At 62.0% G+C, this 18,118-nt stretch carries 12 protein-coding genes; 9 read left to right on the top strand and 3 right to left on the bottom strand.

What is annotated here, in order from left to right:
* Positions 1 to 22: 22 nt before the first annotated feature.
* The 6 genes from HG800_RS14610 to HG800_RS14585 all read left to right on the top strand — a co-directional run bounded on the left by HG800_RS14610 (position 23) and on the right by HG800_RS14585 (position 9,584).
* Complete coding sequence (locus HG800_RS14610; protein ID WP_169977366.1) at positions 23 to 1,438, top strand: DUF3526 domain-containing protein; 1,416 nt, start codon at positions 23 to 25, stop codon at positions 1,436 to 1,438.
* A 20-nt stretch (positions 1,439 to 1,458) separates the two neighbouring features.
* Complete coding sequence (locus HG800_RS14605; protein WP_169977365.1) at positions 1,459 to 2,868, top strand: ABC transporter permease; 1,410 nt, start codon at positions 1,459 to 1,461, stop codon at positions 2,866 to 2,868.
* 35 nt (positions 2,869 to 2,903) lie between these two features.
* On the top strand, positions 2,904 to 4,040 hold the full coding sequence (locus HG800_RS14600; protein ID WP_169977364.1) for a tetratricopeptide repeat protein: 1,137 nt from the start codon (positions 2,904 to 2,906) through the stop codon (positions 4,038 to 4,040).
* Positions 4,041 to 4,116: 76 nt separating this feature from the next.
* Positions 4,117 to 4,935, top strand: coding sequence for a DUF4198 domain-containing protein (locus HG800_RS14595; RefSeq protein WP_169977363.1), 819 nt, complete (start codon positions 4,117 to 4,119; stop codon positions 4,933 to 4,935).
* A 452-nt stretch (positions 4,936 to 5,387) separates the two neighbouring features.
* Positions 5,388 to 8,078: a PSD1 and planctomycete cytochrome C domain-containing protein gene (locus HG800_RS14590; protein WP_169977362.1), complete on the top strand. Its 2,691-nt coding sequence runs from the start codon at positions 5,388 to 5,390 to the stop codon at positions 8,076 to 8,078.
* A 30-nt stretch (positions 8,079 to 8,108) separates the two neighbouring features.
* The gene (locus HG800_RS14585) at positions 8,109 to 9,584 is read left to right on the top strand and encodes a DUF1501 domain-containing protein (RefSeq protein ID WP_169977361.1); all 1,476 of its coding nucleotides are present in this window, start codon (positions 8,109 to 8,111) and stop codon (positions 9,582 to 9,584) included.
* A 59-nt stretch (positions 9,585 to 9,643) separates the two neighbouring features.
* On the opposite strand, the gene HG800_RS14580 is transcribed toward HG800_RS14585, so the two are convergent.
* The 3 genes from HG800_RS14580 to HG800_RS14570 all read right to left on the bottom strand — a co-directional run bounded on the left by HG800_RS14580 (position 9,644) and on the right by HG800_RS14570 (position 13,672).
* Positions 9,644 to 11,029 (bottom strand): aminotransferase family protein, encoded by a 1,386-nt coding sequence (locus HG800_RS14580; protein WP_235963694.1) that lies wholly within the window; start codon positions 11,027 to 11,029, stop codon positions 9,644 to 9,646.
* Between the two features lie 6 nt (positions 11,030 to 11,035).
* Positions 11,036 to 12,241, bottom strand: a complete 1,206-nt coding sequence (locus tag HG800_RS14575; protein WP_169977360.1) for a M20 family metallopeptidase — start codon at positions 12,239 to 12,241, stop codon at positions 11,036 to 11,038.
* A 63-nt stretch (positions 12,242 to 12,304) separates the two neighbouring features.
* A complete protein-coding gene (locus HG800_RS14570) occupies positions 12,305 to 13,672 on the bottom strand; it encodes a right-handed parallel beta-helix repeat-containing protein (RefSeq protein ID WP_169977359.1) in 1,368 nt (455 codons plus the stop codon).
* 334 nt (positions 13,673 to 14,006) lie between these two features.
* Between HG800_RS14570 and HG800_RS14565 the strand changes: the two genes are divergently transcribed.
* From HG800_RS14565 to HG800_RS14555, 3 genes are all read left to right on the top strand, one after another.
* Positions 14,007 to 15,023: a Gfo/Idh/MocA family protein gene (locus HG800_RS14565; protein ID WP_169977358.1), complete on the top strand. Its 1,017-nt coding sequence runs from the start codon at positions 14,007 to 14,009 to the stop codon at positions 15,021 to 15,023.
* 56 nt (positions 15,024 to 15,079) lie between these two features.
* Positions 15,080 to 16,117: a WD40/YVTN/BNR-like repeat-containing protein gene (locus HG800_RS14560; protein WP_169977357.1), complete on the top strand. Its 1,038-nt coding sequence runs from the start codon at positions 15,080 to 15,082 to the stop codon at positions 16,115 to 16,117.
* A gap of 448 nt (positions 16,118 to 16,565) precedes the next feature.
* The gene (locus tag HG800_RS14555; protein ID WP_169977356.1) at positions 16,566 to 18,005 is read left to right on the top strand and encodes an MATE family efflux transporter; all 1,440 of its coding nucleotides are present in this window, start codon (positions 16,566 to 16,568) and stop codon (positions 18,003 to 18,005) included.
* The last annotated feature ends 113 nt before the right edge of the window (positions 18,006 to 18,118 follow it).

Genomic DNA, 18,118 nt, shown 5'->3' with positions numbered 1-18,118 from the left:
AATATCATAAGGAATTCACTCAATGATTGTCCGAATTGCCCGAAAGGAACTGACCGAACAACTCCGTGACGGCCGCTTCCGAGCCTCTGCGGCGATCATCGCGGTGCTTCTGATCGGCGCCACGGCTGTGGGCTGGCGATCCTGGAGAGACGTCAGCGAGGAGCACACCCGCGCCCAGGCCGAGGCCCGAGAGCACTTCGAGTGTCAGGAAGAGAAGAACCCCCATGCTGCGGCCCACTACGGGCTCTATCTCTTCAAACCTAAACTTCCCCTCGCATTCGTTGATCCGGGGATCGACCCCTACACCGGTGTTTCCGTCTACCTGGAAGCTCACCAACGGAACGACCTCCAGCATCGTCCGGCTCGAGATGCCACGGCGCTGCAACGCTTTGGGGAACTAACCGCGGCGGCGGTGCTTCAGTTCTTGATGCCTTTGCTCATCGTCGTCCTGACCTTTCCGAGCATCGCCGCCGAACGCGAGCAAGGTACACTCCGCCAGGTCTTGAGCCTAGGCGTCCAGCCCGGTCAACTGGTCGCCGGCAAGGCACTAGGGCTGGCGGTCAGCCTGGGATTGATCGCCGTGCCCGCCGTGGCAATCGGGGTCTACCTCCTCATCCAAAGCGGCCCCGACGCCGAGAAAACATGGCCGCATGCTCTGGCGATGGCAACCGGGTATCTCGTGTATCTGGGTATCTTCTTGCTGCTTTCGCTGACCGTCTCGGCTCGGGCTCGATCGTCGCGGGCAGCCTTAATCACTCTGCTCGCCTTCTGGATCGTCAATACGATGATCGCGCCCCGATTGGCAACCGACCTCTCTCGCCGCTGGCTCCCAACTCCCTCCTCGCTCGAATTCCACGCGGCGATTGATCGAGATATTCGGCAGGGAATCGACGGTCACGATCCCGCAGACGAGCGTCTTCGTCGTCTCGAAGAAGATCTCCTTACGCAATACGACGTCGACTTCGTGGAAGACCTGCCCGTCAACTTTCAAGGTATCGCCCTCCAGGCCAGCGAGGAGTACGGCAACGCCGTCTTCGACCGCCACCACGACACCCTTTGGGAACGCTTTTGGTTGCAGAACGCACTTCGGAAGGGGCTTGGATTTGTCTTGCCCACCCTGGCCATTCGCGAACTTTCCATGGGCCTGGCCGGCACTGACACGTCGCAATATCACGAGTTTAGCGAGGCCGCTGAGACCCATCGACGCATCATTGTCCGAACCTTGAACAAGGACCTGGAAATCAACGGCGCCGACCTCGGATTCATGTACCAGGCCGGTCCGGAACTCTGGGAATCCATGCCTTTATTTCGTTACGAGATGCCCGAAATCGGCTCGGTCCTCTTTCGACAGGCATTCGCATGCCTGGCCCTAATCTTCTGGCTTGCTCTCTCGATCGAACTGCTGAACCGATCGGCCCGTTCGCTCCGCGCTGATTGACCCATCAGAGGATTGCTTGAATGGTTCTTCGCATTGCTCAACACGAGGCGCGTCTGCTGATCGCCGATCGGACGCTAATCGCCGTTTCCCTTGTGCTGGTGGCAATTGTCGCCTACGGAGTCGCGAACGGAGCGTCCTGGGTGGCATTTCAGCAATCGACCCGCGATGGCATCGCTGCCGAGGAGCAGGAGCGTTACAGGCAACTCCGCGAGCGTCTCGGCTCGCCCGGATCGGGTACTGGTGTGCCTGCAGATCAGGTCGGCACCTCACTTGGTGCTCGATACGCTGCCTTGCCCTCCGGACCGCTGGCGGCCTTTGTGATCGGCCAATCTGACCTTTACCCTTCATATGTGAAGGTCTCGACTGAAGGACGCCAATCGTTCGCCGCCGCAGACGAGATCGAGAATCCAGTGCATTTACTCACCGGACGATTCGACCTCGGCTTTGTGATCATCACGTTATATCCTCTGATCATTCTCGCGCTCAGCTATAACCTGCTCTCCAACGAAAAAGAACAGGGAACGCTCGTCCTGCTGCTTTCCCAGCCGCTCCGACTGCGAACTCTGGTCGCGGGAAAGGTGTTGACCCGAGCCATCGCGGTCGTTGGGCTGGCAATCGTCGTTTCGATCGGAAGTATAGCTCTCTCAGGGCAAGACGCGGCGGAAGGCGATTTCACATCAAGACTTGCCCTCTGGCTTGCGATCGTCGTGTCGTATGGCGCCTTCTGGTTTGCCCTCGCTGTGGCCATCAATGCGCTCGGGAGAAGCTCGGCAACTAACGCGGTCGCTCTGGCCGGTACCTGGCTCTTGCTAGTCGCGGTCGTCCCCGCCCTGGTGAACGTGCTTGTCCGAGCAACCTATCCGGTACCGTCTCGGGTCGAGCTGGTTCAGGCGATTCGCAATGCCTCGAACGAGGCTCAGACTGAAGGGACCCGGCTGAAAGCCCGCTACTTCGAAGATCACCCCGAACTGGTTGGTGCCGAGGCCGATTACTCCGAGTTCGCCATTCAGTCACTTGCCACTCAGAATGCCATCGAGCGCAGCATCGCCGAGACACTCGATCACTTTGAAAATCAGCTCCGTCGTCAACAAACGCTCGTCGATCGTCTCCGATTCCTTTCGCCGGCCATTGCTGCGTTCGAGGCACTGCAGGACGCGGCGGGGACCGGCTCCGCTCGCTACCGCCACTTCATGAGTCAGGTGGAATCGTTCCACGCGCAATGGCGTGCGTATTTCCACCCCTTGATTCTTCGAGCCCAACCCATCCAGGCCGACGAACTCGAACGCATTCCAACATTCACCTACGAAGAAGAACCAATCTCTCAGGTGACCGAGCGCGTGACGATCGGTCTGATCGGACTTGTCATTCCCGCGGCTGCCCTGGCAGCAATCAGTGTTCCCTTGCTTCGCCGGTTCACGGTGGTGTCCTGACCTCAGTTCTTGTTCAACAAGGAGTCATCACGCTCATGCTCTTGCACTTCGACCTTCCAACTCGTCTCTCCATTGCCATTGCCCTGGCGGCGATTCTTGCCTGCCTGGCTCCGATCATCGCCCAAACCACAGAGCCTCCGGTCGAAACTCCGGCGACCTTGATCGAGCAATGCCGCTTTCACGATGCCCTGGAAGCGATCGACCTTCAGGCCCCCGACGCTTCGCTGTTGCGGGGTCTCGCCTTGATCGGTCTCGGCCGGTACGACGAGGCAGCAGCCGCTCTTGAATCACCGAACGCCTCGGGCAACGAATCCGCTCGTCTGGAAGCTCTGGCGAAGATCGCCGAGGCCAGGGGCCAGATCGATCAATCGCTCAACCTCATGGCCCAGGCAGTCGCCGCCGAAACCAAGACGATTGCCTCGCCCGAATCGCTCGATGGCGCGAACACGCTGGCCCGCCTCCACTCTGATTACGGACGACTCGCCCTGCGTTACGGTCGAACCGACCTAGCCCGTGACCAGTTTCGAGCGGCGATCACATTTGTTTCAACCGCTCACATGAAGATGCACGAGTTGGGCATCCCACACGACGAGAACGACCCACGTATGTTTGCCGGCCCGGCGACCGCGGGCATGGCTCAACTCTTCGCCTCCGAGGGTGACGATCGCCGCGCCGAGCGGACCTTCCGGTCCATTGTCGGCCGCGCCAATGACCCCGCAACCCTTCGCGATCTGGCTGCGTTCGCCCTCGCTCGAGGGGATGACCGCTCCGCCCAGGCACTGCTCAATCGGCTGATCGCTCAGGCCGAAAATGCTCCAAAGCATCGCCGAGACCTCGCGCTCGCACTAGCCGATGCCGGACGTGAATTCGATACGGCGCTCGCGATCGCCGAAGCCGCCTTTGCGGACGGCCCGAACACGGAATCCCGCGATACCCTGGCCTGGATCTTGTACTGCAAGGGTGAGCACGACCGGGCTGCCGAAATCCTTGACGAGGCCCTCAAGGTCGGCACCCAGAACCCGTTGATCCTCTTTCACGCCGGCATGATCGCTCATGCTCGCGGTCAGACCGACGACGCCCGTCGTCTCCTGAAGCAAGCACTCGCCATCAACCCCAACTTCGACCCGATCGCTTCTCCGATGAGTCGGAGCACCCTCGGAAACGCAGAATGATCGAGGGTTGTTCCTATGATTCCTACCGGATGATTCCCTAAACGTCTCAACCCACTTCAATGAAGGACTCCGAATCATGCACGCTCGACGTTCCCTGCTCACCCTGAGCCTCTTTCTTCTGATCTCCGGATCGGCCCAGGCCCATTCCATCGCCGTGATCGCCAATAACCCGGCCACGACACCGGGTGGAAAAGTCACCGTCTTCCTCGCCTGGGGACATCGCCTCCCGGTCGATGAACTCGTCTCAGGGAACGATCTGGAGCAGTACCAACTTCACTCGCCAAGCGGCACCGTCGTTCCGCTCAAGCGTGACGATCGTTCCTTTCAAGCCAACGAGATCGTCCTTGACGAGACGGGCCTCCATCAGGTGACCGTTGTGCGAGCCCCGTCGGTCTTCACCATGTACACCGAGGCCTCCGGGAAACGAGTCCATGCTCGCGGCCCCAAAAGTGAGCTGAAACTCCCCGAAGGCGCCCAGATCAACCTCTCGGCCCGAAGCAGCCAGTTCGGCAAGGCCCTGATCCTCTCCGGCAGTTCCGAGAGCGTTGCAGCATGCCCTCCCCTGGGCCATGCACTGGAAATCGTTCTCGATTCGACTCCAGGCATGAAGGGGTTCTCACTCGATGAACCGGTACGGGCCCGGGTCCTGTTCCAGGGGAAGCCTCTGGCCGGAGTGAACGTCTTCGCCGCCAGCACCTCACTGAACCCCGACGGCAGCCCCGAACTCTCCGCCGTGACCGATGAGGAAGGTCGGGTCGCCCTCGACCTTTTCGAGCCGGGTACGTGGGTTTTGCAAGCCTCGCACCGAGCCGAGGCTCCGGAAGACCAACGAGACTCGTACGACACCGAATCCTTCCTGGCTTCGTTCACCATCCCAGTTGCCGCCGACGAATAATCCTCGCAATCCGCCCACCGACTCCGGCCCTTCGAGTGTCCGGAGTCGGTGCCCCCACCAGCTCCTACCCTTCGCCGCGGCACCTCCCGTCCTGTCCTCTCTCCTTCCTCGCCCTCAACCGACCTGACCCCGCGTCGATACTCCGTGCATCGCTTCCGGACGCACACCGTCACCAAGAACCTCCCAATCCCGTCCAGGAACCGAGTCGTCGGCGCGCATCCCCAAGACGCTATCTCGTTCACCCGATTCAAGCGAGCGAATCGACAGGCTTTCGGTTCGGGACGGGGCTGTCACGAACCGAAAGCGGCCTGAACGCTCCTTGGCGCAACTCGATCGCGACTTGTGCCCCCAGCCGATCGTGCGGTAATGTTAACAATTGTTGTCCACCCATGCGGACAGACCGGAGGTACTGGCCCACTGGCCATCCGAATTCCTCTCCGGAGGCAGAGCGAATGGTGTTGCGTCTCTCGGCTGTGGTCATTCTGACCGGGCTCTTGATGCCGCCCCTGGCAGGAGCGGACGAGGTCGAGGTTGATTACCTCCGCGACATCAAGCCAGTGCTGACCGCACGGTGTTACTCCTGCCACGGTGCCCTGAAGCAAGAAGCCGAGCTAAGGCTCGATACGGTCGCGCTGATGCTGGTCGGGAGCAACGCCGGCCCGGTCATTGAACCGGGCAACGTCGAGGAGAGCTACCTCCTCCACGTCCTCACCACCGAGGACGGTCTCCGGATGCCCCCCGAGGGCGAACCACTTACCGACGAGCAGATCGCTCACCTTCGTTCCTGGATCGCCTCTGGGGCCCCCGCCCCGGACGATGAAGCCCCCCAGCAAGACCCGATGGATCACTGGGCCTTCCAGGCCCCCGTCCGGCCCGAGGTGCCCGACGCCCCCTCCCCAAAATGGGGATCGAACCCAATTGACGCCTTTCTTGCCGCAGAGCATCAGCGCCTTGGTCTCTCCCCCTTGCCCGAGGCCGACCCCGCCCTCTTGCTCCGCCGCCTTGCGCTTGACCTGACCGGCCTGGCACCGGCCCGAGACGAGTTGCTCGCCTTCCTCACCGACCCGAGCCCCGATGCCTACGATCGCGCCGTCGATCGCCTCCTCGACAGCCCCCATTACGGCGAACGCTGGGGCCGTCACTGGATGGACGTCTGGCGCTACAGCGACTGGGACGGCTACGGCCAGGAAGTCCGCGAAAGCCAGCCGCACATCTGGCGATGGCGCGACTGGATCGTCGAATCGCTCAACGACGACCTCGGCTACGACCAGATGGTCCAGGCCATGCTCGCCGCCGACGAGATCGCCCCCGACGACCCCGATACCCTCCGCGCCACCGGCTTCCTCGTCCGCAATTGGTACAAGTTCAACCGCAACATCTGGCTCGACGCCACCGTCGAGCACACCGGCAAGGCCTTCCTCGGCCTGACGATCAATTGCGCCAAGTGCCACGATCACAAGTACGACCCCATCCCCCAGGTCGACTACTACCGTTTTCGAGCCCTCTTCGAACCTCATGAGATCGCCACCGACCCCATCCCCGGCCAGCCTGATACCTCGAAAGACGGCCTCGTCCGCGTCTTCGACGCTCACGCTGACCGCCCCACCTATCTGTTCGAGCGTGGCGAGGAATCGATGCCGGTCGAGAGCCGCCGCCTCGAACCCGCCATCCCTCGGATGTTTGGCGAGGGTCCTGAAATCTCCTCCGTTTCGTTACCATCGACCGCCTTTTATCCTGGTCTCCGCGATCACGTGCGCCGCGAAACGCTCGACAGCGCGAGAGCTGCCGTCGAAACCGCTCGGACGGCGCTGGAGCAGGTACAGGCCGATTCTGCCGAAGAGAATCCTGAAACCTCGGAGGCTCCCCTCTCCCCCCTCCGGCTCTCCGAACAAGGGCTGAAAGCCGCCCTGGCCGACCTCGACGCCGTCGAGGCTCGCCTCGCAGCCGACGACGCCCGATACGCAAACGACCCCGACACTCGCCAGATTGAACTGTTGACCATCCGTGCTGGCCTGTCCGAACGTCGAGCCACCCTGGCTCGGGCCGAACGCGACAAGTTCCTCGCCGAAAAGGCACTCGCCGACGCCCGTGCCGCACTGTCCGAAGACGACCCCAAGACCGCCCAGGCCGTCACCGCTGCCGAGAAGACACTCACCAACGCAATCAACGCCGCCGACGAGGCCGCCAGGGCCCTCGACGGCCCATTGCCCTCCTCTTACTCCCCATTCGGTCCCGTACGACCCGCGACCAGCACCGGCAGGCGTCTTGCCCTGGCCCATTGGATCACCGATCGGCATAACCCTCTCACAGCTCGCGTTGCGGTCAATCACATCTGGATGCGCCACTTTGGCGAACCGCTCGTCGAGTCCGTCTTCGACTTCGGCATCAACGGGTCTGCCCCCTCGCATCCCGAGCTGCTCGACTGGCTTGCCGTCGAGCTGATCGAATCCGGGTGGAGCCTCAAGCATCTGCATCGCCTGATCGTCACCTCGCAAGCCTATCGGATGCAGTCCTGGTCCGACCCCGACCACCCGAACACACGCATCGACTCCCAAAACCGATTCCTCTGGCGCATGAACCCCCGTCGGATGGAATCGGAATTGGTCCGCGATAACGTGCTCCGGGTTGCCGGATCGCTCGACCCCACACTCGGCGGACCCGACCTTGCTCCCGAGTCGGCCCTTGACACCCCGCGCCGAAGTCTCTATTTCCGACACGCCAAGGAAAAGCGGTCCACGTTCCTAAAACTCTTCGACTCGGCCAACGTCACCTCCTGCTACCGTCGCGACGTGAGCGTCGCGCCTCAGCAGGCGCTTGCGCTCTCGAACAGTTCGTTGACCCTCGGCCAGGCCCGGCTCCTCGCCGGCAAGCTCTCGGAGGAGTTGAGCGAGAACACCGACCCTTCCTTCATCGCCCTCGCCTTCGAGCAGGTTCTCGGCCGCGCCCCAAGCCCCGAGGAACGCGACGCCTGCCTGAACTACCTCCAGACGCAGCCCGATCGGCTCGCCGACGCCGAAGCCCTCACCCCCTTCGAAAGCGGCCCCGAAAGTGCCGTACCCCCCTCGACCGACCCCCATCAGCGCGCCCGGCAAAACCTCGTCCATGTGCTGATGAACCACTCCGACTTCCTCACGATCCGCTGAACCGCCCACGCGGTCCGGGAGGCCCCGATCATGAACCCCTTCACCCCGAACACCTCTCGACGTGCCTTCCTGGCCGACCTCGGCATGGGCTTCACCGGCCTTGCCCTTGGTGCAATGCTCTATCGCGACGGCATTGCCCGGGCCGACGAGTTCGGCTCGTGGGCCCCGCCCGACGGCCTCCCTCACTTCGCCCCGAAGGCCAAGCGCGTCATCTGGCTCTTCATGATCGGCGGCACGAGCCATCTGGAAAGCTTCGATCCCAAACCCGCCCTGAATCGCTTCGCGGGCAAAACTATCAGCGAAACACCCTATCAGGACGTGCTCGAATCTCCTTATACCGAGAACGTCCGAATCGCCATCCAGAACGACGCGAACGGCCACATCCGCCACGAACTCTATCCGCTTCAGGTCGGCTATTCCAAGCGAGGTGAAAGTGGCATCGAGGTCAGCGACTGGTGGCCTGAGGTCGGGGACTGCATCGACGATCTCGCGGTCATTCGCTCCCTCTGGACCACCAACGACAACCACGGTGCTCAGCTTCAATTCCACACCGGCCGCCACTCCCTCGAAGGCCCCTTCCCGACCATCGGCTCGTGGGTTCATTACGGTCTCGGTTCGCTCAACGAGGAACTCCCTCAATTCGTCGTCCTCGGAACTCCCATCGCCGACTGCTGCGGCGGCCTGAACGGCCACGGCGCTAGCTACCTCGGTCCCGAGCACGACGGGGTCCAGCTTGAAATCGACCCGAAGAATCCCCTCCCCTTTGCCGCCCCTGGCCCCGACGTCTACCGCGAGGAACAGGCCGACGCCTTCAGCCTCATCGACCGTCTCAACCGCATCTCCGCCGTTCAGTACCCCGACGACGCCCAGCTTCGCGCTCGCATCAAGTCGTATGAATTGGCGTTCCGCATGCAGATGTCTGTTCCTGAAGTGGTCGATTTCGCCTCCGAGACACCCGAGACGCAACGACTCTACGGCCTTGACCGCGACGAAACCCGCACCTTCGGCCAGCAGTGCCTCACCGCCCGACGACTGGTCGAGCGCGGTGTTCGCTTCGTCCAGATCTTCCACGGCTCCAACGGTGGCGCAGGGGCCTGGGACGCCCACTCAAGCCTCAAATCGGGCCATTCGAAGCTCTGCGGCCAGGTCGATCAACCAATCGGTGGATTACTCAAAGACCTGAAACGTCGTGGCCTGCTCGACGACACCCTCGTCGTCTGGGCGACCGAGTTCGGCCGAACCCCCGGCTCGCAGAACGGCGACGGCCGCGATCACCACCCCTTCGGCTTTTCCGCCTGGATGGCTGGCGGCGGTGTCAAGGGCGGCGTCGTGCATGGCGCGACGGACGAACTTGGCTTCCACGCCGTCGAGAACCGCCACTACGTCACCGACATCCACGCCACTGTCCTGCACCAGCTCGGCCTCGACTCTCGCAAGCTTGAAGTGCCTGGCTTCAAGCGGCTCGACATCGACCACGGCAAGCCAATCCGCGAGATCCTTGCTTGATCCCCGAACCCACCGACCAGGGCCTTGCCGTGCAACAAGGCCCCGGTCTCCCAATTCCCTTATGCTCCGGTCTCGGCCAGCACCTCGCCAAGGCTCCGGTCGAGGATCGCCACCATCGAGTCAATCTGTTCCGCAGTGACGATCAACGGTGGACCGAACGCGATCCAGTTCGGGTCGAACCGACACAGCAATCCATGCTCCAACGCTCGACGCCCCACCCGCACGCCAAACGCGTCGGGCAGCGGCTCCTTTGTCACCGAGTCTCGAACAAACTCGATCGCCTGGAACAAGCCTTTCCCCCGGATGTCCCCAATCACTCCATGACGTTCCGCCAGTCGCTCGAACCCTGCCCGGAGCCGAGCCCCCTGCTCCCGCGCATTGCCGCAAAGGTCACGATCCAGAATCTCTCGGATCACTGCGATTCCCGCCGCGCACGAGATCGGGTTCCCCTCAAACGTATGCCCCTCCACAAAACCGGGGTTTGACTCGATCGGTCCCCAGAACGCATCGGCAATCGGCCTTCGACAAATCATCGCCGACAGAGGTGCATAGCCGCCGCTCATTCCCTTGGCCACGCACAGCACGTCGGGCACCACGCCGAATGTCTCCGCCGCAAACAGATGCCCCGTCCGGCCAAATCCGGTAATAATTTCGTCAAAGATCAAGAGAATGTTGTGACGATTGCAGATCTCCCTCAACATCGGCAAGTATTCTTCGGGCGGGTCGATCACGCCCCCCGTGTGCCCGATCGGCTCAACCATGATCGCCGCAACCGTCTCCGGATCTTCCATCGCGATCACCTGTTCGATGATCGTCGCGCAAGTGAGCTCGCAGCTCGGATAAGTCTTGCCGAATGGACATCGGTAGCAGGTTGGCGGGAACACGTGTAGGAATCCCGGCGCCATCGGCTCGTTGACGGTTTTTCGGGCCTTTAGCCCCGACGCCGACAGTGCCCCCAGCGTCGATCCGTGCCACGACTGATACCGACTAATGATTTTGTATTTCCCCGGTGATCCGGTCAGCCGGTGATACTGTCGGGCCAGCTTGATCGCCGCCTCCGTCACTTCCGACCCACCGCACTGAAACTTCACCGCCTCCAGATCACCAGGAGCCAGTTCGGCCAGCAGGTTCGCCAATTGCACCGCCACAGGATTTGTCCCGTGCATGGCGGGAGAGAATGTCAAGCGGTCAAACTGTTCCTTGATCGCATCAATCACCTTGCGGTTATTGTGTCCAATCGAGGCCACGTAAATGCCCGACAAGGCATCATGGTAATGCTTTCCATTCACATCCCAATACGAAACATCCTCGGCTCGAGCCATGATCAAGGGATGTTTCGACCACTCCGCCATCTGGTCTCGCACGAATATCTGCCGCAAGAAGCGTTCTTCGTACGCCTGGGCTTCGGTGATCAGGTCGGGCATTGACTGAGACGCGGTCGCCATAGGTTGTCATCCTTGGGGACAGAACAAGGCTGCTGTGAGCGCGTAAAGCGTGGCCACACGCATCAGATCCTCGATCGAAGCCCACTCCTCGACCGTGTGCTGCCCTCCCGCGAAAGGGCCATGCGTAATGCTCGGCACGCCGGCCAGCGCCGACACGCTATTCCCGTCATCCACAAACGCTTTCGGCCCCGTCGGCAGGGGTTCGCCATCGATTGCGACACGTGCTGCTTGAAACACACTCACAAACGTGGAATTGAGATCGAGCGCGTATGCATCCCGAACTAGTTGAAACTCCGAGTCGATCTGCGTTCCGGTCTCCGCGGCCAGTTCGGCCAGCATCCCTCGAAACTCGGCTTCCACTTCGTGCCGATCACAACCGGGAACCCAGCGCCGGGTGCCCTCCAACCAGCAGATCGCCGGATCTTGATTGTAAATCTCCCCTGCGTGCAACTGTCCTACGAAGACGCTCGACCGACCGGCAACTGCGTCCACCTGACCAGCAAGGCGATCATCCAGCGCGTGAAGCCGCCGTACCAGCTCTGCGCCAACCGGAATGACTCTCGGCGCTTCGGGATCGCGCATGACCTCGTGAACTGGCGAGCCGTCACGCCGAATCGTGATCTTCCAGCAGGCCTGACCTCGACCCGCCACCGGCAAGTGTCCACAGAGTGGTTCAGGAATCAGGACCGCGTCTCCCACGATCCCGTCCATTAACATCCGATCAAACTGCAGACCGAATCCCCAGGGTGCTTCATGTAAATCGTGGGCGGTCAGCAGAATTGTCCCCGCCTCCAGCACCCCTGCATCCCGGGCGGCGAGCATTCCCTCCACTGCCGCCGCCAGCCCTCCCTTCATGTCCGACGATCCGCTTCCCCGGATTCGACCTCCTTCCACCGCGAACGGCACGAAAGGGAGATGCACCGTATCCAGGTGTCCGTCGAACTGAAGGGTCTTGCCCGGCCGCTTTCCTTCGAGCCGAGCGACCACCGCCGGGGCCGCCGGATGTCCGGCCTCGGGGCGTTCCACGGCGAAGCCTTCCTCCCCCAGGATTTCGGCCAGGACATCCGCCGCGGCTCCGGCCTCCCCCGTCGGGCTTGGAACCGAGATCAAGCGAGACGCAATCGTCAGCAGCCGATCTCGGATCACGGCCTCGCTCACGCGATTGCGCAATCGCGTGCATTGTTCCAGCGGAATCCCATTCACACTATTCATTGCTTGGCGGCTTTCGCAACGTTTCTGATTCTTATCTTCGGCACTCATCGTGATCCCAAGCGATCATGGTACCGAAGGGTCCGGTGTGCCGTCGAGCGAATCGCGACGATCATCAATCACCGTGGCCGCCTCGATCCGATTTGATCCCACGTGAATCGGACCCACTTGAGGCTCCACCAGGATCCCAACCGTCTGGGTTCGCTCAGCGTCGGGACGCGTGTCTCGGATCACATTCTGTTCAAAAATCAGTCCCGACGGCTCTCCACGAATTCGAATTCCCGCTGTCCCAGGTTCTCGACCGTTATCCTCGATCACATTTCCTTCCAGCCGATTTCGGTGAGGCGACATCCCTTCCGACTCGTTCCGGAAGAACACGCCATTCTCCGCATTCCGAACCACACGATTCGCTCGCAGCAGATTATCTGAGTCTTTATGACCGATCGAGATCCCGAACTGGCCGTTTTCTTCCAGCACGTTGTCCTCAAACGTCCCATGTCGCACCCGCCAGCACAGAAACAGGCCGTCCGTCCCGTTCTTCCTGGCCAAGCATCCCCTCACCTCCGGCCGTTGCGAACCACTGCCCGGATGAAGGCCGAGATGTGTGTTCTCCTCGCTGATGCAATTGATGACCGACACATCATTCGATTGTTGAAAGCTGATGCCATCGCCATGATAATTTCGAACCATGCACCCCTGGAGCACTGTTCCAAACCCTCGATACAAATAGATTCCCGCACCTCTGCAACCATTCAAGTAAAGATTTTCTTCTTTATTTCCTTCGATCACCAAGTCCTCGACCCGAGCCCCCTCGATCTCCACTCCACTCACCACGGGAAACACCGTGGCAGCTATCGCACCGTTCGACACCATGCAATCCGCCATCAAAGGCTTGTCAATCGAAAACGTGTTTTCGCGTCCTCCCGTAATCCGAGCGACGGTGGTGTGGAACCCTCCTGCTCGGCTGTCCCAGACCGCCACTCCGTGGCCGACCCCAAACCCCGACGGCTGTTCCACCGTGATCTGTTGCTCGCCGAAATCTCCATCCAGCACCAGCGGAGACACCGCCGCCCTGGCCTTGCGCAAGACCGTCTTCCCGTACACCCCTCGCACGGTGACACCGCTCCGAAGGTGGAGCGAGTCGTGCATCAGATACTCCCCTTCCCCGATCGATACGACACCTCCCCCCAGGCCCGCCACATAGTCCACTGCCGCTTGCAACACCCGATTGTCGGTTCCGATCAGATCGGCGTCGGACCGCCCTACGGTGATCGTTGGCCGATCCGTCATCTCCGAGTGCATCGCAAAGGGTAACTGCTGCTCATCAGGCCCGGGAGCAACCTCGTCTCCCGAGGCGATGGTCACTGCCAGCGCCGCTCCGACCACTGCCGCCGTCCTTCCGATCCATCTCTTAACGCGACTCAAGCGACTCATGAGTACCTCCTGAAATTGATTTACCTTCGCGTCCTGATCCGCTTCGAGTGTCTGAATCTCTCTGATCCGATGACGAAGCGGCCCAGGACCGACACAACACTTCGGTCCCAGTATGCCCCGGAGCCCACCGGGAAGAAAGTCACCGCCTCCATCCCCGCTTCGTCTTTCTTGCAGGTTGTGCTCGACTGGCAACGGCCAGTCAGGGTCGATAGAGTGATCACGGACGCCAGGCCCACTCTTTTCCGAGTCCTGCTGCATCCTCCCTGCGAGATCAGTCCATTCCAAACCCACCCCGGCCCTCTACCATCCGGGGAATCGGTCGATGAGGCCCACCATGCGACTCGGCTTGATCGGATCGACTGGACACTGGCAAAGCTATGCCCCAGCCCTCGATCGGGTTCCCGGTCTGGTACTCGTGGCGGTCGCCCCCGCCGGACCGGAGGAATCGACGGGAGCCTTCGACCATGCCCCCGGCCTGACGATCCAAACCCGTCGTTACGAGGATGCCCGCCGCTTGCTCGACGCCGAACACCTCGACGTGGTGCAGATCTGCGGCCGGTCCGACCGCATCCCCGTATGGATACGTCTCTGCCTTGAACGCGGTTTGCCCGTTATGGCCGAAAAACCGCTGGCCATCGATCTCGAAACGCTTGAGATCCTGTTCAAGCTCGCGCAGAACACAGGGGCATCCCTTGTTCCCATGCACACCATGCGAGGCGTCGCCGAGTTGGCGGCAGTCCGTCGAGTCGTCCGAGCTGGCGCCATTGGTGATCCGCTTCTGAGCTTCAGCCAGAAAAGTTACAAATGGGGCCGCTCCCGCCCTGATTCCTGGCGCAGTCGAGATACCTTTCCTGGCATTGCCCCCTGGGCCGGCATTCATGCCTTTGACTGGCTTCACTGGATTCTAGGCGACGAGTTTACCTCGATTTGCGGACACGAAGGAATCACAGCTCATCCCGATTTCCCGGCATGTGCCAGCCAGGCGGCGTTCGTACTCACCATGCGTAACGGCGGTCTGGCCTCTGTCACCCTCGACTATCTCCGTCCCGAGTCCGCCCCCACTCACGGAGACGAACGCGTGCGCATCGCTGGAACGCTCGGCGTGGTCGACCTGGTTCTGGCTGATCGTAAGCTCTCGATGACTACCGCGCAGGAACCGCCTCGGACGCTCTCCCCTGACCCTCAGATCGACCTGTTTACGCGCTTTGCTCATTCGTTGCGTGGTGAGGAACCTCCTCCTTTGACCTTGCACGAAGCCTGCCGCATTACCGAGATTGCGCTCAAGGCCCAGCTTGCCGCCGAGACTCACCAAACACTCCCATTGACTGACTCCCCCTATTGCTCCCGTTAAGACGCGTCTGTTCAGCATCGACCATCGCCACTGAGAAGCCGCCAAGGTCTCCCCTCATGTGCATCACGATCCTGTTCCTCGTCTGCCTCCTTTTCCCAGAATCACCCTCGGACCCCTGGATCGCTCAGGAATCCGGCACAACCCACCGGCTTCGCGGGATCAGTGTCGTGACCGATCAGATTGCCTGGGCCAGCGGCGCCGGAGGCACCATCCTCCGCACCGTCGATGGCGGAAACACCTGGGAGCGCAAGACCGTTCCCGATGCCGATCTTCTGGATTTCCGTGACATCCAGGCCTTCGACGCGAACCGGGCCTACGCCCTTGCCATCGGCCTGGGGGCATCATCCCAGATCGTCAAGACCACCGACGGCGGCACCTCCTGGAACCGTTCCTTCATCAACCCGGATCACGATGGTTTCTTCGATGCCCTGGCCTTCTGGGACGCAGACCACGGCCTCGTCCTTGGAGATCCGGTCGGCGGTCGCTTCGTGATCCTCACAACCAACGACGGCGGCTCAAGCTGGTCTCGCATTGACAGCATCGGAATGCCCGAAGCCCTTCCGGGCGAAGGAGCCTTCGCGGCAAGCGGTACCTGCCTCGTCGTTCTCGGACCTGATCATGCCTGGTTCGGCACCAGCCGCGGACGCGTCTTCCGTTCCTCCGATCGGGGACAAACCTGGACTGTTCATCAAACCCCAATCCGCGCCGACTCCCCCTCTGCAGGTGTCTTCTCACTGTCCTTCCGTGACACCGATCACGGGGTTGCCCTCGGCGGCGATTTTGAACAACCCGACCAACCCGGCCAGAGTGTCGCCCTGACCTCCGACGGTGGCCGCTCCTGGCGATTGCCCCGGGGAGCTGAGCCCGGCGGCTATCGCTCTGCCGTGGTCGTCATTCCAGGAACCGAACACCCATCCCTGATCACCGTTGGCCCGAGCGGATCGGATCACTCCCTCGATCAAGGCGAAACCTGGACACCCCTTGGCAACACCGGGTTCCACGCAGTCGACGCTGCCGGTCTCAACCTGGTCTGGGCCGTGGGAGAGGACGGACGCATTTCCCGGCTCCTTGGAGTCCGCCCAACCACTCCCTGATCAACCCTGTCTCCTCTCCCAAACCCGTCGCCTCCATTTCCGGCCGGCGACCGGGCCGATCGGGGACGGCGGAGTTCATCATTGAGTCGGGCCTCGGATCAAGTTGAACCGTTCAACCGAATTTGTAAGCGATTGCATCCGCATACGAAAAATCGCAGCGATTTCGACAACTTTGAGCCCCCGCGGTTTCACTCGATTACACCATTGACACCTTCCCAGCACCGCGTGCCGTTAGCCTCATCGGCCACCGACCGGAGGCTTCGGGACCAGGGATCGGGGCCCCTTGAAGTTGGAGTTCAGCGGGGGCATATTGACGTTCTTCGGTCAGATGCGCCGCCGCCTGGGATTGAGAACTTCGGCGACACCCCGAACCTCTCGACGACTCTGTGCCTCCATCCGGAGTGCCGGACGACCCGGCAACCTCCCTCGCCCGGCGAGAGACCAGCCGATGAGTCGAGAGACTGTGATTCGAGAGAGTGCCAATGCCACCACCTCAGCCCCTGAGGAGGCATGTCGCGGCCGATCAAGGCCGGGGGGAAGCCGTGAACTCCTGACCCTTGCCTTGCCCTTGGTCGTGAGCCAGAGCTTCATGACCGCTCAGGTCTTCGCCGATACCCTGCTGCTCGCCTGGCACGACCCCTTGGAAATGGCCGCCTCCTTCCCGGCCATGATGTGGTTCTGGCTCCCCTTCGGCCTGCTCCAGGCCACCGCCGCCTATGTCGCCACCTTCGTCGCCCAGTACACGGGTGCCGGCCGGCATCATCGCGTCGGCCCGGCCGTCTGGCAGGGTATCCATTTCGCTGTAGCGGCCGGGCTGGTCTTCCTGCTTATGGTCCCGGCCGCCCCGTCGCTGATCGCCCTGGGTGGGCACACTTCGGCCTTACAAGGACTGGAAGTCACCTATCTTCGCTGCCTGAGCTTCGCCGCCCTGCCCATGCTTTTCATGTCCGCCATCAACGGCTTCTTCTCCGGCAGAGGCCAGACATGGACGGTGCTGGGCATCGAGGTCGTTGGCACCGCCGTGAACATCTCCGGGGGGCTTGTCCTAATTTCCGGCCGCCTTGGCTTCCCCGAGTGGGGCATTGCCGGGGCCGGCTGGTCCACCGTATCCGGCTCATGGGTCTCCGCCACGGTTGCGCTCGTTCTCTTCCTTCGGCCCCGCTTCGCGCGCGAGTTCCGCACCCTGGCCGGCTGGCGCCCAGAGCGTGAGCTCTTCGGGAGGCTCCTGCGCTACGGCCTTCCGGCCGGCTCTCAGGTCTTCTCCGACGTCCTGGTCTTTCACGTCTTCGTACAGCTCGTCGGTCGGCTCGGCGAGGCCCAGGCCGGGGCCACGGCGTTGACCGTCCGTCTGAACATGGTGGCCTTCCTGCCGATGCTGGGTATGGTCCAGGCCGTCTCGATCCTCGTCGGCCAGCGCCTGGGGGGCGAGCAGCCCGACCTGGCCGAGCGATCGGCCTACACGGGGCTACGATGGGTGGTCGGCTACATGGGACTGGTCGCAGTTGCCTACCTGGCGATTCCCGGCGTGATGGTCTCGGTCTTCGAGGGCCAGGGCGACCCGGAGCACTTCGCTGCCGTGGCCGAGCTGGTGCCGGCCTTGCTGGCGATGGCGGCGGCCTATTCGCTGGCCGACGGTGCAAACATGACATTCGGCTTCGCCCTCCGCGGGGCCGGAGACACACGATTCGTCTCGATCGTAACGTTCCTGCTGGCCTGGCCGATCATGGTCGTGCCGACCTACCTGCTTGTCCGGTCCAGCGGAGCAATCGAATGGGCGTGGGCCTTCGCGACGGCGTACATTCTGGCGATGGCAGTCTGCTTCTCGCTTCGGTTTCGATCGGGGAAGTGGAAAGCGATGAGAGTCATTGAGTCGGCCGAAATTGACTGATCGACCACCGAATCCCCACCTCTCGATGGGCCTGCGGTCGTGGCGGTTCTCGAAGCGATCGCACGAGACGAACTCGTCGAGATCGGGGCGCTTGAGGCATTTGGTTTGAGGGT

Origin of the sequence: Tautonia rosea (genome assembly GCF_012958305.1) — a bacterium.
Classification (GTDB): domain Bacteria; phylum Planctomycetota; class Planctomycetia; order Isosphaerales; family Isosphaeraceae; genus Tautonia; species Tautonia rosea.
The sequence above is the reverse complement of the archived record's forward strand: the minus strand, read 5'-3'. Positions and strand labels throughout refer to the sequence as shown.

What these genes read in the sequence shown, in the direction of transcription:
- HG800_RS14600 (WP_169977364.1), top strand. Translation starts at nt 2,904, where the DNA reads ATGCTCTTGCACTTCGACCTTCCAACTCGTCTCTCCATTGCCATTGCC.
- HG800_RS14575 (WP_169977360.1), bottom strand. Translation starts at nt 12,241, where the DNA reads ATGAATAGTGTGAATGGGATTCCGCTGGAACAATGCACGCGATTGCGC.
- HG800_RS14560 (WP_169977357.1), top strand. Translation starts at nt 15,080, where the DNA reads ATGTGCATCACGATCCTGTTCCTCGTCTGCCTCCTTTTCCCAGAATCA.
- HG800_RS14590 (WP_169977362.1), top strand. Translation starts at nt 5,388, where the DNA reads ATGGTGTTGCGTCTCTCGGCTGTGGTCATTCTGACCGGGCTCTTGATG.
- HG800_RS14565 (WP_169977358.1), top strand. Translation starts at nt 14,007, where the DNA reads ATGCGACTCGGCTTGATCGGATCGACTGGACACTGGCAAAGCTATGCC.
- HG800_RS14570 (WP_169977359.1), bottom strand. Translation starts at nt 13,672, where the DNA reads ATGAGTCGCTTGAGTCGCGTTAAGAGATGGATCGGAAGGACGGCGGCA.
- HG800_RS14595 (WP_169977363.1), top strand. Translation starts at nt 4,117, where the DNA reads ATGCACGCTCGACGTTCCCTGCTCACCCTGAGCCTCTTTCTTCTGATC.
- HG800_RS14585 (WP_169977361.1), top strand. Translation starts at nt 8,109, where the DNA reads ATGAACCCCTTCACCCCGAACACCTCTCGACGTGCCTTCCTGGCCGAC.
- HG800_RS14555 (WP_169977356.1), top strand. Translation starts at nt 16,566, where the DNA reads ATGAGTCGAGAGACTGTGATTCGAGAGAGTGCCAATGCCACCACCTCA.
- HG800_RS14610 (WP_169977366.1), top strand. Translation starts at nt 23, where the DNA reads ATGATTGTCCGAATTGCCCGAAAGGAACTGACCGAACAACTCCGTGAC.
- HG800_RS14580 (WP_235963694.1), bottom strand. Translation starts at nt 11,029, where the DNA reads ATGGCGACCGCGTCTCAGTCAATGCCCGACCTGATCACCGAAGCCCAG.
- HG800_RS14605 (WP_169977365.1), top strand. Translation starts at nt 1,459, where the DNA reads ATGGTTCTTCGCATTGCTCAACACGAGGCGCGTCTGCTGATCGCCGAT.